At 69.3% G+C, this 14,236-nt stretch carries 14 protein-coding genes; 12 read left to right on the forward strand and 2 right to left on the reverse strand.

Annotated elements, in window-relative coordinates; translation table 11 throughout:
* The first annotated feature begins 261 nt into the window (after positions 1-261).
* From F3087_RS23200 to F3087_RS23240, 9 genes are all read left to right on the forward strand, one after another.
* Entirely contained in the window at positions 262-618 is a 357-nt protein-coding gene (locus F3087_RS23200) for a hypothetical protein (protein ID WP_150404146.1), read from the forward strand.
* 26 nt (positions 619-644) lie between these two features.
* Positions 645-947 (forward strand): YbaB/EbfC family nucleoid-associated protein, encoded by a 303-nt coding sequence (locus tag F3087_RS23205; RefSeq protein ID WP_150404147.1) that lies wholly within the window; start codon positions 645-647, stop codon positions 945-947.
* A gap of 90 nt (positions 948-1,037) precedes the next feature.
* A complete protein-coding gene (locus tag F3087_RS23210) occupies positions 1,038-1,355 on the forward strand; it encodes a type VII secretion target (RefSeq protein ID WP_150404148.1) in 318 nt (105 codons plus the stop codon).
* Positions 1,352-2,749, forward strand: coding sequence for a hypothetical protein (locus tag F3087_RS23215; protein WP_150404149.1), 1,398 nt, complete (start codon positions 1,352-1,354; stop codon positions 2,747-2,749). Before F3087_RS23210 ends, F3087_RS23215 begins: the two co-directional genes overlap by 4 nt.
* 16 nt (positions 2,750-2,765) lie before the next feature.
* A complete protein-coding gene (locus F3087_RS23220; protein WP_150404150.1) occupies positions 2,766-3,101 on the forward strand; it encodes a PE domain-containing protein in 336 nt (111 codons plus the stop codon).
* A 46-nt stretch (positions 3,102-3,147) separates the two neighbouring features.
* Positions 3,148-4,137, forward strand: coding sequence for a PPE domain-containing protein (locus tag F3087_RS23225; RefSeq protein WP_150404151.1), 990 nt, complete (start codon positions 3,148-3,150; stop codon positions 4,135-4,137).
* On the forward strand, positions 4,134-4,925 hold the full coding sequence (locus F3087_RS23230) for an ESX secretion-associated protein EspG (RefSeq protein WP_150404152.1): 792 nt from the start codon (positions 4,134-4,136) through the stop codon (positions 4,923-4,925). The genes F3087_RS23225 and F3087_RS23230 overlap by 4 nt, the downstream gene beginning before the upstream one ends.
* A gap of 87 nt (positions 4,926-5,012) precedes the next feature.
* The gene (locus F3087_RS23235) at positions 5,013-5,309 is read left to right on the forward strand and encodes a WXG100 family type VII secretion target (protein WP_150404153.1); all 297 of its coding nucleotides are present in this window, start codon (positions 5,013-5,015) and stop codon (positions 5,307-5,309) included.
* Positions 5,310-5,362: 53 nt separating this feature from the next.
* Positions 5,363-5,656 (forward strand): WXG100 family type VII secretion target, encoded by a 294-nt coding sequence (locus F3087_RS23240; protein ID WP_150404154.1) that lies wholly within the window; start codon positions 5,363-5,365, stop codon positions 5,654-5,656.
* Between the two features lie 96 nt (positions 5,657-5,752).
* Here the strand turns inward: F3087_RS23240 and eccE are convergent, their stop codons facing one another.
* Positions 5,753-7,549 carry a type VII secretion protein EccE gene (eccE, locus tag F3087_RS23245; RefSeq protein ID WP_223885281.1) on the reverse strand — a complete coding sequence of 599 codons (1,797 nt, stop codon included), beginning with the start codon at positions 7,547-7,549 and terminating at the stop codon, positions 5,753-5,755.
* A 127-nt stretch (positions 7,550-7,676) separates the two neighbouring features.
* Here eccE and eccB point away from each other — a divergent pair, with 127 nt between their 5' ends.
* A complete protein-coding gene (eccB, locus tag F3087_RS23250; RefSeq protein WP_150404156.1) occupies positions 7,677-9,194 on the forward strand; it encodes a type VII secretion protein EccB in 1,518 nt (505 codons plus the stop codon).
* 43 nt (positions 9,195-9,237) lie between these two features.
* Here eccB and eccA read toward each other — a convergent pair whose 3' ends face one another.
* Complete coding sequence (gene eccA / locus F3087_RS23255) at positions 9,238-11,070, reverse strand: type VII secretion AAA-ATPase EccA (RefSeq protein ID WP_150404157.1); 1,833 nt, start codon at positions 11,068-11,070, stop codon at positions 9,238-9,240.
* Between the two features lie 242 nt (positions 11,071-11,312).
* Between eccA and eccD the strand changes: the two genes are divergently transcribed.
* Together eccD and mycP are read left to right on the forward strand one after the other, a co-directional pair.
* Positions 11,313-12,788 (forward strand): type VII secretion integral membrane protein EccD, encoded by a 1,476-nt coding sequence (gene eccD / locus F3087_RS23260; RefSeq protein WP_150404158.1) that lies wholly within the window; start codon positions 11,313-11,315, stop codon positions 12,786-12,788.
* Positions 12,789-12,836: 48 nt separating this feature from the next.
* A complete protein-coding gene (mycP, locus tag F3087_RS23265; RefSeq protein WP_150404159.1) occupies positions 12,837-14,210 on the forward strand; it encodes a type VII secretion-associated serine protease mycosin in 1,374 nt (457 codons plus the stop codon).
* Positions 14,211-14,236: the final 26 nt, after the last annotated feature.

Here is a 14,236-nt window from a genome sequence, read left to right on the forward strand (position 1 = left end):
CGGCGTCACGTACCGCCGGATTCCGGACCACCTCGACGCCGCTTTCGTCGCAGCGGCCAAGACACGCAATTCGCCTGCGAATTGGAATCCACGTTCACCATTCCGTCGAACAAGACGACCTCTTCGACCGGCATCGCCGATCCACGCAAAGATCGCCGAAGTAGGCCCGGGCCAGCAAAGATGATCGCGCATAAGGAGTTGTTAAGGAGTCGGCATGCGTGAGACGCTGTTATTGATCCCATGTTCGGAGAGCGGGCGGCTATGACGAAAGCTGAAGACGATGCGGGACAGGAGTTTCCGACGGAATTCGTCGTGACCTCGCTGACCGGCTCGATCGCCGTGCGCACCACCGAGCAGGGACTGCCGTTGGGCATCAAGCTCGACCAGGATCAATTGCGGCGTGATCCGCAGGCGCTGGCCGCGGAGATCTTGCGGCTGTGCAAGCAGTCGGCGAACCGGGCCGGGCTGGCCCGCCGGACGCAGCTACGCGAGGCCGGCTTCACCTCGGAGATGCTGGCGATGACGGGACTGCCCACCGAGCAGGAAGTCGCCAGACAAGAGATCATCGAGGAGCAGGAGTACGAGACCGAGCCGCAGAGCTGGCTTCGATCAGTCTGACCAGGACGAGAATTCGGGAGGTAGTCATGGTCGACACGATGGACGAATTGATCGCGCGGGTGCAGCAGCAGATGTACCGGCTGCGCGATCTCAACGACGCGACCACCGGGATCCTGGTGACCGAGACCTCCGAGGACGGGTCGGTCACCGCGTCGGTGGACGGCAACGGCGCGCTGGTCGATCTGAGCCTCAGCGGCGCGATAGCCAAGCTCTCGCCGACCGACTTCGAGAAGACACTGATCGATACCGCACGCGCGGCCGCCTACCGGGCCTTCGCCGAACGCGCGGATCTGGTCACCGCATACAACGAGGAAAACGCGGGTCAGTGATCTAGAAATTATGTCGCGATCAGCGCCGAACATGGTCCGGTAGGTACGGTTTGACGAGACACCTGGGTGTTTCGGGATTGGATGTCAGTCATGAATCACATTGAAGTTGTCCCGGATGCGGTTCGGGCTTACGGTTCCGCCTCGGCCGCGATGGCCGCGGGCGTCGCGTCGGCGGGTGCGGTCGACCAGGCCGCGACCATCGGCACCGTCGTACCGGTGTTCGGCCTGATCGGCCAGGAGTTCCTCGCCTCGTTCGCGTTCGCGCAGGCGAACCATCTGAGCTCGGTGGCCGAGCTGGCCGCGGTGCACGCGGGCACCGCGCTGACCGCGCACGAGGCCGCCAGCACCTATGAGGTCACCGACGGCGCGTCCAGCGCGGCCATCGGATCGGTCAACTCGAAGTCATGACCATCCCCGGGGCAATCCCACCGCCGGGGGCGGAGCCGTTGGATCCAACTGTGCTGGATCTGTTGCGGGGCAGTGCGTTAGCTCCGATGCTCGATCAACCGGTGAACGACATCCTGCACAGCATGGGCCTGCCGAACATGCCCGAGATGCCCTCGTTCATCCACATGCCGGAGATGCCGCCGCTGCCGCCGCTGGATCTCACCGCGCTGATGCGGCCGCTGACCGATCTGGCGTCCGCGTTCGGCAGCGGGAAGCTGGGCGCGCCGCCCGCTCCCGCGCCCGCCCCGGCCAACGCCGACGGCACCCAGAACGCGGCGGCCCCCGCGCCGCCGGTCGACCCGACCCAGCTGCTGAGCGGCATCTCGACCGTCATGCAGACGGTGATGCAGATCGGCACCTCGGCGATCCAGACCGCGATGTCGGTGTGGCAGGGCATGGCCGCGATGGAGGCGGCGAAGAAGGCCGGCGAGGCGAGCACGGACGCAGGCAAGCTGGAGGCCCAGAGCACCCAGGAGAAGGCGGTGCTCACCAACGCGGCGGGCAGCGTCTTCACCGGCGCGGGCCTGATGTCCGCGGTGGTGGCCAAGTTCTCCACCACGCTGGCCCTCGCGCCGCTGTACGCGGCAACCCCCGCGGGACAGGTGTTTCTGGCCGCCTCGGCGGTCGAGGCGATGGCCGAGGCGCTCGGCATCACGGTCAAGACCAAGGGCGAACTGCTCGGCCACAGCGCCTCCATGACCACGACCGGGACGAAGGTCCCGATCACCAACGCGCCCAAGGGCGTTGCGGGTGCGGGCGGCGCCGATCAGCTCAGTCAGCTGATGAGCATGGTGACGCCGCTGATCAGCACCGCGACCACGGCGGCGCAGTCACTCGGCCAGCTCGCCCAGGCGAGTTCGGCGCTCAGCGCGCCGAAACCGGTCGCCGACTCGAAAACTCATACCGGCGAAGGGCTTTCCGACGAGGAAAAGGCCAAGGCCGCAGCGCACGCCGCCAACGGTGGTATCGGCTCCGGCCCGGGCGCATTCGGCCCCGGTCCCGGCGTGGCCGCGACCAACGCTCCGTTGAACCCGTGGCAGGGTACCCGCGTCGCCAGCGGCTCGATGGGCTCGCTCACCGGGTTGAGCGGCGTCGGGTCGAGTCCCGCTACGACAGCGGCGATGTCGACCGGCGGCACCGGCGCGGGCGGCATGGGCATGCCGATGTCGGGCGCCGCGGGCGCGGCCGGACTGGCCAGGGACGGCGCGTCCAGCACCGACTCGCTGCGCGGCCAGATGGTGACCAGCCAGCACGGCGACGAAGTGGTCGGCCGGATCGACGGGGTCTCGTTGCCGGTGGTCGGCGCGACCGACACCACGTCGGAACCACCGCCGGATAAAGAACTCACGCTCTGACTTTGAGGAGGGTCTCATGAGTAGTGATGGCGCGTTCGCGAGCTTCCAGTTCGACGCTGCCGCGGCCGGAGAGGCATCGAGCGGACTCGATGTGCTCGCCGACCGGCTGGCCGCGGATCTGCAAGCCGCGGAGCAGGCATTGACGATCCAGCCGGCGGGAGCGGACGAAGTCTCCGGCCGGGCCGCGCAGACCGGGAACGAGGTCGCGTCCTCGTACTTGGCGAGCGCACAGGCCAGCGTGACCGAGATGCGAAAGCTGGCGGCCACGTTGCGGTTGCACACCAACGAGTTCAGCCAGATGGAAAGCGACAGCGTCGCGGACTTCGACGCGGCAGGCGGCAGGTCCGCCTGAGGCACGGTCCGTGGAAAGGCCTGTCTTGGAAAGGCACAGCGCAGCAATGATCGAACCACCGAAGCCAGGGTTTACCGGCGTGGTGTGGGAAGCTCGGCCGCCGGAGCGGCTCGCGCGAGACCTCACCACGGGGCCGGGCTCTGTGCCGATGGCCGAGGCGGCCGCCGAATGGGCGCGGCTCGCCACGGTTTTCGGTGCGGCGGTGCTCGAATACGAGCGGGTCCTTGCTTCGCTGCGCACCGCGTGGCAGTCCGGTCGCAGCGGCGAGGTCATGGAAAAGGTGACCACGCTGCGAGATTGGCTGGTCGACGCGGCCGGCACCGCGACCGCGAACGCCGCCCGGCTGCAGGCCCAGGTCGCCGCGTATGAGGTGGCCAAGCTGACCATGCCGAACACCGCGGACATCCAGCAGATCCAGCAGGTGCAGGCCACGCTGGAAAGCATGGGCGCGATGCTCGGCGCTCCGATCCGGGCGATCGCGGCGGACAACGACGCGGAAGCCGATGTGGCGAAAGCCGTTGCGTCGCGGGTGATGCGGAGCTACGAGACGGCCGCCGAACCGCTGGCCACCCCGTGGCGGCATCAGGAACCGCCGAAGATCGCGCCGGAACAGGCGCTGGCCGCGGAGCAGGCGGCGACCGCCGCCGCGGCCGCCGCGCCGAAAGCGATGCCGGGCTTGGGCGGGATGCCGATCGGTTCGATCGCGATGCCGACGTTGCCGCCGCGGGCACTGTCCAACTACCGCGCCCCGGTGTACTCGCAATCCACGACCACCACCGAGCCCACGACCAAATCGACTCAGGTCAGTGCGACGACCGCGACCGGCCAGTCCGCGCCGGTGGCCCCCGGCGCGATGGGCGGCGCGGGTGGCGGCGGCCAGGATTCGGCCCGGTTCCCGCGCGCCAGCCTGGCGGGCGAGGCCGACCAGATCGGGCTCGAGGGCGAAATCCAGGCTGCCCCGGCCGTTCTCGGCGGCACCGAGTCGGTGACCAAGGCGCCCACCGAGACTCGAGCCGAAACCGGCGGTGCGCCGTGACCACACTGACCAACGACGCGCTGCTCGCCGTCGCCGACCGGGCCGGGGTGCAGACCCTGCCGCTGGCGCTTTCGGTAGGGCCGCAACAGGATTCGTTCGAGGAATGGCAGCGCGCGCAGGAGCACGCCGTAGCCGGCTTGATCGACGACGGCCTGATCGACGCGCACGGCGAGGTAGCTCCCGACCTGGCCGAGACGTTGTTCACGCTGGCGCTGCCGGAGCAGGAACTGGCCGCGCGCATCTTCACCGAGCACGGCACCCGGCGGGTCTGCGTGGTGCGGCGCGGGCACGCGCACGCGCTGGCGGTCCGCACCGGCGACACCTTCGAGGTGCGCCAGCTGTGGACCGACGGATCGGCGACCGATCTGGTGCGCCCGCTGCTCGCCGCGATGGATCCGTGCCCGCCCGCCGAAATCCCCCAATTCAGCGTCCCCGCCGCGGAGCTGGCCGAGCGGCTGGATGCCGCCGCCACGCCGAGCGAGCTCACCGACGCTCTCTATGCCCTGGGTGCCACCGAACGCGACGCCACGAAATTGGGGCTCGCGTTCGGTGCGACGCACGCATACGCCGAGATCGTGGCGTGCGCCCATGAGGATGGCGTGACCACGCGGGCACCGGGTGCCGTCGCCGTGTACGACACCGCCCGCGGGCGGATCGTCGTCGCGCCGACGGTCTCCCCGGATCAGCAGATCTGGTCCACGGTCACGCCGGGTACCGACCACCGGGTTGCGCAAGCAGTCGCCACGTTGATCGAGGGGCTGCCCGGGGGGAGGTGGCTGCCGCAGTAATTCCTGGGTGGCAACTTCGGTTGTCTTGTAGTTCGACGAGATCGTTTGTCTGAGAACGATCTTCAAATATGACGAAAGGTCAAACAAATGTCCCTCACCTCACTCGGTGGCTCGAGCAAGGCTGTTGGTGTCGAGGCCGGCGGCGTCCAGAAGGTCGTCGGCGATCTCGAGACCGCCATCAACAACCTCCGCACCTCGGTCAAGGAAATCGACCAGGCCGCGCAGGATGTGCTGAAGGGCTGGAAGGGCGACGCGTCCGACAAGTTCGTTCAGGTGGCCGGCGACTGGCACGACGAGGCCGAAGATCTGAACAAGCGCCTCGACCAGTTCACCGAAGCCGTCAACAACGGCAAGTCGACCCTGCAGGCCATGGACCAGGCCTGATCGGCGCCTGCTCCGCTCCGTTTTCGGAACCCATCGTTCGAAGGAATTGACGAATGACCATCCTTTACGATCCCGCTGCCATGAACGAGCTCTACAGCGACCTGCAGACGCACGGCGGCAAGATGAAGGGCGAGATCGACTCGCTCAACGACGCTGCCAAGGCGTTCCACGACAACCTGACCGGTGAGAACGCGTCGCAGGGCTTCGATGGCGCGCACAAGAACCTCACCCAGGGCCTCGAGGACACGCTGCAGAAGCTGGATGCCCTCGGCGCCCAGGTGGAGAACGCGCTGCAGCGTGCGCTCGAAGCCGACGGCAAGGTCGGCGACGGTTTCGCCGCTTTCTGACATGTCCGTCACCTGACGGCCGACCGGAACATCCAGTTCCGTTCGGCCGTTTCGGTTTTCGGGGGCGGATACCGCGCGATCAGCGGGTAGCGCAGATCAGCGCGCGGCGAGCGATTCGCCGATGTAGTGCATCTCGTCCGGCGTGGTCACCATGAACACGGTCGCGCTGGCGGTCGCGGTACGCACGGTGATCCGGTTCGGCGCGTCCGGATCCTGGGTCAGCGTGACGTCGGCGTCGATCGCGCTCGGCGGCTGGTCCGGCGTGCGCACATGCACGATGGTGGCGCCGCCCGCGTGCGTGGTCGGCGCGATCCCGTCGAACACGACGACCGTGGTGCTCGGGTAGGGCGCGGCAGGCAACGGCGGCGCCGACGGCGCGTGATAGCTGGCGCCCGCCGAGCGCGGTGCGATCGAAAGCACATGCGGCGCATCGAGATTGGTCACCATGGTGTGCCACGCATCGGGCCGCGCGGTGTGCACGATGGCGTGTGCGCCCAGCGCGGTGGCGCGCAGGATCACCTGCTGGGCCAGGTCCAGGTTGCCGATGACCTCCAGGTGCCGGGTGCCCTCGCCGACCAGCGGCACCGCGATGCCCTGGCCGATCTCGTCGGCGCCGATCAACTGACCGCAGCCCGCGGTGGGCACCGCGATGTCGGTGAGCGCGGTGAGGGTGCCGCGGTATCCGGTGTCCGCGCCCCAGCGTCCGGCGGCGCCGATCGGCAAGGTGTCCAACAGGATTCGCAGCTGATTGCCCGGTAGCTCGCGCAGTCCGGGCAGCGGCGGCTCCTCCGGCTCGAAGGTGGTGTCGAACCGGACGACAGCGTTGAGCACGACGGTGCCCGCGTGGTCGGCCCGCGTGTCGTGCCGGTGCGCGCCCGGGCGCAGCCGCAGCGTCACCGTGGTGGACAGGCTCTGCACCGTCCAGATATCGGCCAGCCCGCGCGGGCCGATCAGTTCCGCGCCGATCTGATAGTGCGTGAGGTAGCGGCCCTGGTACTCCAGCGACTGCGGCGACTCGGCGAGCTGGTCGACCTCGAAGCCGTGGGTGAGTTCACGGACCGCGGTGTTCATCTCGGCGGCGGTCAGCACCGAGGTGGCGATGTCGTGCGCGGCGAGCCGGTTCGCCACCCGGCGGGTGGCGATCATCGCGGTGCGCAGGGCGCCGGTGCCGCCGCCCCCGCGCTTGTCCACCGCCTCGGCGTTGGCCAGCGGGTCCAGCCGCAGCACCAGCCAGAGGGTGCGGTGCGCGATGGCGGGCAGCGGGCCGAGGATGCTGTCGTAGAGGTGCGAGATCATGCCGGTGCCCGCGGTGCGCGCGCCGGTGCTCACCAGGTCGACGCTGGCCAGCGTCAGGTCGAATTGGTCGAGGCAGCGGGCGATTTCGGTGAGCGGAAGCAACTGGTCGGTGCTCAGCGAGCCGCGGCGCAGCAGCGTCAGCGTGTCCGGCGGCGGATCGATGCGCAGCATGGTCAGCAGCAGCTCGCCGTCCCAGCGCACCCCGTAACCGCCGCCCTCGCTGAACGGCACGTCGAAAGCGGGCGCCTGGGTCAGATGGTCGGCGGGCCGCAGCCCGCTGCGCCGGCGGGCCAGCGCGCCGCCGATCCGGGCGGCCGGGGTGCGGCCGCGAATCGGCAGCAGGAAGATCACCGCGAAACCGACGCCGCCGCCGATCGCGCCCCACAGGGAATGCGTTGTGGCGAGCACGATCCAGGCCAGCGCGGCGGCCAGCACCACCACCGGCACGATCACCCGCAGCGGATAGATCCGGAACAGCCAGAACTCGGGGTCGCGCAGGGTGTCGTAGGCCGAGGCCCGGTCGGCCGCCGCCGGCGCGCCGCCGCTCTCCGATTCGGTCTCCCCGTCGGGCCTGGTCTCGTTCATCGTTGTCGTCACCGCGTTGTCCCTGTCTGCCACCCGTACGGCCACCGCCGAAAGACCATGAATTCATCGGTTCAGGGCCGTCCTGGAATTACGGTACCGTGTCGATGAAGATGGTTCTCGACAGTTCAATGGAGACCTAGTGCCGGCACAGCTGACTACCCGAGCCCAGGTCAACGGGTACCGATTCCTGTTGCGCCGTCTCGATCACGCACTGGTACGCCGTGACGTGCGAATGCTGCACGATCCCATGCGGTCCCAGGTGCGTTCGCTGATGGTCGGCCTGGTGCTCGGCATCCTGGTGATCGCCGGCGCGGCCATCCTGAGCTTCCTGCGCCCGCAGGGCGCGATCGGCGACTCGCTGATCGTCTCGGGCAAGCAGAGCGGTGCGCTCTACGTCGTCGTGCAGTCCGCGGACGGCAACAAGACGCTGCACCCGGTGCTGAACCTGGCCTCCGCGCGCCTGATCACCGGCAGCAATGCCGAGCCGAACGCGGTGAAGGACAGCAAGCTCAACAGCATGCCGCGCGGACCGATGGTCGGCATCCCCGGCGCGCCGAGCGCGCTGCCGGGTTCGGGGCAGGGGTCCCGCTCGGAATGGGCGCTGTGCGAGACGATCGCGCTCTCACAGGGCGGCAGCGCGGCCTCGGCCACCGGCGGCACCACGACGATCATCGCGGGCCGGCCGGCCCTCGGCGAACGCACCCGCACGGTCGGCAAGGACGAGGCGCTGCTGGTGAAGCGCAGCGACAAGACCTACCTGGTCTACGACGGCAAGCGAGCCGAGGTCGATCCGGGCAACTCGGTGCTGCAGCGCGCGCTGCAGCTGACCACGCACCGGCCGCGGCCGATCGGCACCGGAATGCTGGGCGCGACAACGGAAGTCCCCCCGCTGGTCGCGCCGCAGATCCCGCAGGCGGGCCAGCCCGGTCCGGGCCCGCTGGCGAAGATCCCGGTCGGCGGTGTCATCTCCATCCGCGACGTCGGCGACGGCAAGCCCGAGCTGTACGCGGTGCTCGCCGACGCGCTGCAGCCGGTGAGCCCGTTCACCGCGCAGGTGATCCGGTTCGCCGATTCGCACGGGATGAGCGAGATCCCGACCATGCCGCCGGACGTGCTGGACCGGGTGCGGGTGGTGCACGATGCGTTGCCGGTCAACGACTTTCCGGTCGAGACCCCGAAGATCCTGAATGCCGAGGACGCCCCGGTCACCTGCGTGGCCTGGTCCAAGACGCCGGGCACGGCTCCGGCCAATCGCAAGGTCGACGCGGGCGACGGTCCCGCCGAGCGCGCCTCGGTGACCCTGCTGGCCGGCGTGCGGATACCGATCGCGGAATCGGCGAAGACGGTCGCGCTGGCCACCGCCGACGGGACCGGCGACCGGGTGGACGCGGTGTACGTCCCGCCGGGGACCGGTGAGTTCGTTCAGGTGACCGGCATGGGCCCGGGTAGCCCGCGCCGCGGCAGCCTGTTCTACGTCGCGGATAACGGTGTGCGCTATGGCATTCCGGACATGGCGACCGCGGGTGTGCTCGGTCTGGGGGACACCCCGCGGCTGGCGCCGTGGGCGATCATCGGTCAGATGGTTCCGGGCGCGACGCTGTCCGCGAAGGAAGCGCTCACCGCGCGCGATCAACTGCCGCTGGAACCGCAGCACTGACCCGGGCGGGGCCTGCACCAGCCGATGGTGCAGGCCCCGCCGGTCAGATGGTGAACGCGACGTTCAGCGACGCGAGGATGCCGGACAGCGCGGTGTGCATATCCGGCGCCTCGATCCGCATCAGCATCGACTCGTCGATATTGGCCAGATCCAGGCTCTCGTCGTTGGCCAGCCGGAATTCGCGCTCTTCCTCGGCGGCCTCGATGACGTTGCGGATGAATCGGCCGTTGCCCGCCAGGTCGACGCCGCGGCGCGGCTGGCCGCTCTGGTCGGTGCTCTGCAACTCGTAGAGCTGGGTGCAGGCCAGGACGAGCAGCTCGAGCGCGTCGTCGGACAGCTCGGAGTCCCGCTTGTGCGCGATGACCTTGCCGATCTCACCGAGCTCCGACGGCGTGTAGGACGGGAACTGCACCCGCTTGGAAAAGCGGGACGCCAGACCGTCGTTCGCGGCGAGCAGGCGGTCGATCTCGCCGTCGTAACCGGCGATGATCACCACCAGCCGGTCGCGGTCGTTCTCCATCCGGGCCAGCAGCGTGTCGATGGCCTCCCGGCCGAACGAGTCGCCGCCCTGCAGACCGGTCTGGATCAGGGTGTACGCCTCGTCGATGAACAGCACGCCGTCCATCGCGCTGTCGATCAGCGCCTCCGACTTCACCGCGGTGCCGCCGAGGTGCTGGGCGACGAAGTCGACGCGCTTGGCCTCGACCACCTTGTCGGTCTTCAGGATGCCGACGCCGCAATAGATCTTGGCGACCACCCGGGCGATGGTGGTCTTACCCGTGCCGGGCGGACCGGTGAACGCGAGGTGCTGACCGCGCGCCCCGGCGGCCAGACCCTTCTCGGCGCGGATCTTCGCCATCTGCGCGCTCGACTGCAGCTTGGCCACCTGGGTCTTCACCGAGGCCAGACCGATCTGCGAGTCCAGCTCGGCGCGGGCGTCGGCCAGGATCTTCTTGGCCCGGTCCTCGGTCTCGGCCTGCTCCATCGCCTTCATCGACGGCGCGGAGGCCGGATCCCACTTGTCCTTGCGGGCGTCGATCGTCTCCCGCGAGGTGATGCTGATCCGGTAGGTGCGGTCGCGCATCGCGGCGGTGTTCGCGTCGAAATCCGGCGCCTGCGAGTAGACCTTCTCGAACAGGCCCTGCGCCACTTCCTCGTTGCCGGATTCGCGCAGGCACAGGCCGCGGCAGAACATGGCGGTCGAACGCGCGGCCGGAATCGGGCCCGCCTCGGCCTGTTCCATCCGGCGGATCGCCTCACCGAAGAGCCCGAGCTGCGCGCACGCGGTGCCGACCATGACGTTCGCGCCGGCCGCGAGGAACGGGTCGTCCCACTCGGCCGAACCGGCCAGCACCGTCATGACGTCGGGCCAGCGCTGGGTGTTGTAGTGCAGCACGCCGCGGACATAGGCGCAGATGCGGTTGTCGATCTCGCGATCCGGGTCGCTCAGCTGGGACCTGCGGTGCGTGTCGAGCTCGTTGAGCACCCGCTCGGCCTCGTCGTACTCCTTGTCCGCGATGAGTTGCGCGGCCCAGGCGAGCCAGATCTCGGTGTAGCTGGCCAGCGGGTAATCGATGTAGAGGCCGGGCAGGAAGCGGCCGGCCAGGTCGCGCGGCTGCAGGCCGAGCCTGCGCTGCTCCCGATAGAGCGTGCTCGCGCTGGTCTTGTGCATGTTGAACAAGACGTCCTTGGTGAGCTCGCCGGCGGCGGCGCGGCCCAGCCAGGCGTCGCACATCGTCGGATCCCACTCGGTGGCGCGCTGGAAGGCGAGCTTCGCGTACTCGAGGTCGCGCGCGGATTCCTGGCCCTCGATGGACAATCCCAGCGACAGAATTCCGGCGTCGAAGGCTCGTTGTGCTTGGCGATTGCCGGTCATGGCTGTCGGACCCCGAAGTCTTCGTTCGTAGTAGCGGATGAGTTCTTTATGCCCCCCAGACTACCGATCGCGCAGTGCCTGGTCTGTCCGTTACATTAGGTTCAGCTGCCCAGAGGTTGCAACGCAAGTGTTGTCTAGGTGAGAGTCATACGGGTGTCGAAGTCGTTCACTCAGAAGACGTTCCACCCAGTGCGGTCGAAGCGTGAACAATCGTCAGTGGAGAGGCCGGGGGTCCGGGGTCGTTGATCGAGTCACCAACCAGTGGCACACGCGCCGCTGAACCGGAGCTGAGTCGGGTTTCCGTCATCGGCGGGAACACTCAGCTCGATGTCGGGCTGCCCGCCACCGTGCCGATCGCCGGCTTCATCGGCGACCTGGTGGCGCTGATCGAGTCCCGCAATCCCGACCAGCTCGACGCCGAGGACGACTCGGTGCCGTTGCAGGCCCAGCATTGGACGTTGGCCCGGGTCGGCCAGGAGGCGTTCGCGCCGAGCCGCACGCTCAACGACGCCGATGTGCACGACGGCGAACTGCTCGTGCTGCGTTCGGTCACCGCGAAGGAATCGCCCGCGCTCTTCGACGACGTGATCGACGCGGTCTCCCGGCTCACCGCCGAGGAGTTCCGCAGCTGGACCGGCAACTCCGCGCGCTGGATGGGTTTGGTCGCCGGTGTGCTGACGGTGCTGACCGCGCTGGCGCTGCTGGTCATCTCGCGCGGGCACGGCGATCCGCTCGCGCCCGCGTTCGTGCTGTCGGCCGTGGGCATCGGCGCTTTCGTCGCCGCGGGCTTCGCGGCCCGCAGATACCTCGACCAGGTCACCGCCACCTGGCTGTCGCTAGACGGCCTGTTGCTGCTGTTCGGCGGCGCCGCGCTGTTCGTACCCGGGGAACTGGGCAGTGCGCATCTGCTGCTCGGTTGTTCGGTGACGCTGGTGGCGGCCGTGCTCGGTTATCGGGTCATCGGCACCGGGGCCACGCTGTTCTCCGCCGCGGGTGCGCTCAGCGTGGTCGGGGGGATCACCGCCGCGGTGTATCTGGCCTGGCATCCCGGCCTGCCGAAGGTGGGCGGCGGTCTGGTGGTGGTCGGCATCGCGATGCTGTCGCTGGTGCCGCGACTGGCGGCCGGGCTGGCCCGGTTGCCGATCCCGCCGGTGCCGACCGCGGGCGCCGCGATCGACCCGGCCGACCACGAACAGCGTCCGACCATCGAGGGCATCGGTGCGATCGGCGCCACCGCGCTGCCGTCCGCGTCCGGCCTCGGTGAGCGGGCCCGCGCGGCCAACCAGTACCAGTCCGGCCTGATCATCGCGTGCACGTTGAGCGCGGTGATCGGCGCGTTCGGCGCGGCCGACCCGTTGGGCTCGGACCGCTGGCAGGGCATCGTGCTGGCCGTGGTCACGGGGATCATCCTGTGCCTGCGCGGCCGGTCCTTCGCCGACCTCACCCAGGCCGCGACGCTGATCGCGGGCGGCTGCCTGGTCTTCGTCTCGCTGGTCGCCGGCGCGGCCATCGGGGACGCGGATCTGGAAATGCTCTCGGTCGGCCTGCTGGTCGCCTTCGCCGCGGGCACGATCGGCTTCGGCGTGATCGGGCCGCACATCGAGGTCACCCCGGTGACCCGGCGCATGATCGAGATCTTCGAGTACCTGCTGATCATCTCGCTGATCCCGATGGTGCTGTGGATCATGAACGTCTACTCATTGGCCCGGAACATATGAGCGCGGGCAGCGATGGGACCTAGCGCCTTCCGTCGCAGTCTGCTGCGGATGGCCGGCGCCGTCGCGGTGGTGGGTCTGGTGGGCGTGCCCGCACCGCCCGCCTCCGCGATCTCGCCGCCCGCTATCGATCCGGGTGCGCTCGGTATCGCCCAGGCGTTGAGCGGGCGCCCCGCACCGCTGGAACCGACCCAGCAGGCCGACCAGTGCGCCGAACCTCAGCTCACCGGGTCCCCGCCGAACGAGCCGCCGATCTCGCAGCGGGTACTCGAGCTGCCCGCGGCCTGGCAGTTCAGCCGCGGCGCCGGACAGAAGGTCGCGGTTATCGACACCGGGGTGCAGCGGCATCCACGCCTGGCCGCGCTGCAACCGGGCGGTGATTACGTCTCCGACACCGACGGCACCGTGGACTGCGACGGACACGGCACCCTGGTCGCCGGAATCATTGCGGCACAGCCGAGTCCGGCCGACGCGTTCACCGGGGTCGCGCCGGACGCGGAGATCCTCAGCATCCGCCAGCTGAGCCTGGCCTACGAGAAGAAGGACCGCGGGGGCGATCGCCCGCCCGGCACCATCCGCGCCGACGGCTACGGCAGCGTGCTCACCCTGGCCGCGGCGGTGGTGCGCGCGGCGGATCTGGGCGCGACCGTCATCAACATCTCCGAAGTCGCCTGTAGCCCAGCCGGATCCGACACTGCCGACTCCGCGCTCGGCGCCGCGGTGAAGTACGCCTACGACCACAACGTCGTCGTGGTGGCCGCCGCGGGCAACGTGGAAAGCAACGGTCCCTGCCAGAAACAGAACGAGGGCTCCGGCTGGGGCGCGGTCAACACCGTGGCCAGCCCCGCCTGGTTCTCGCCGTATGTGCTGGCCGTCGGCTCGGTGGACGCGGACGGCAAGCCATCGGACCTGTCGTTGCACGGCCCATGGGTCGCGGTGGCCGCGATCGGCCGCAACATCGTGTCGCTGGACAGCAAGGGCGGCGGCGTCGGGCTGGTCAACGGCGTGCAGACCGACGAGGGCATTCGCCCGGTGGACGGCACCAGCTTCGCGGCGCCCTACGTCGCCGGCTTGGCGGCCCTGGTGCGGTCGCGCTTCCCGAATCTCGATGCGCGACAGGTGATGGACCGCATCATCCGGACCGCGCAGGCGCCGGGCACCGGCCACGACGACGCGATCGGCGCGGGCCTGATCGATCCGCTCGCCGCGCTGACCGCGCAGCTGCCGGAGAAGTCGGTGAGCGAAGGCGCCGATGTCGATCGGGCGATCGCCGCGCCGGTGATCCCGCCCGGACCGGATCCACGGCCGCGCCGGATCGCGGTGATCGGCTCGCTGACCTGTTTGACCGCACTGGCAATCGGTGTGGCGGTAGCGATTCCGTACCGCCGCAGACGTCGGGAGATCGACGCCGAATACGACCCGTAACCCCGGCTCCGCGCCGAACGCAGAGA

The sequence above is a fragment of the Nocardia colli genome (assembly GCF_008704205.1).
Lineage (GTDB): Bacteria > Actinomycetota > Actinomycetes > Mycobacteriales > Mycobacteriaceae > Nocardia > Nocardia colli.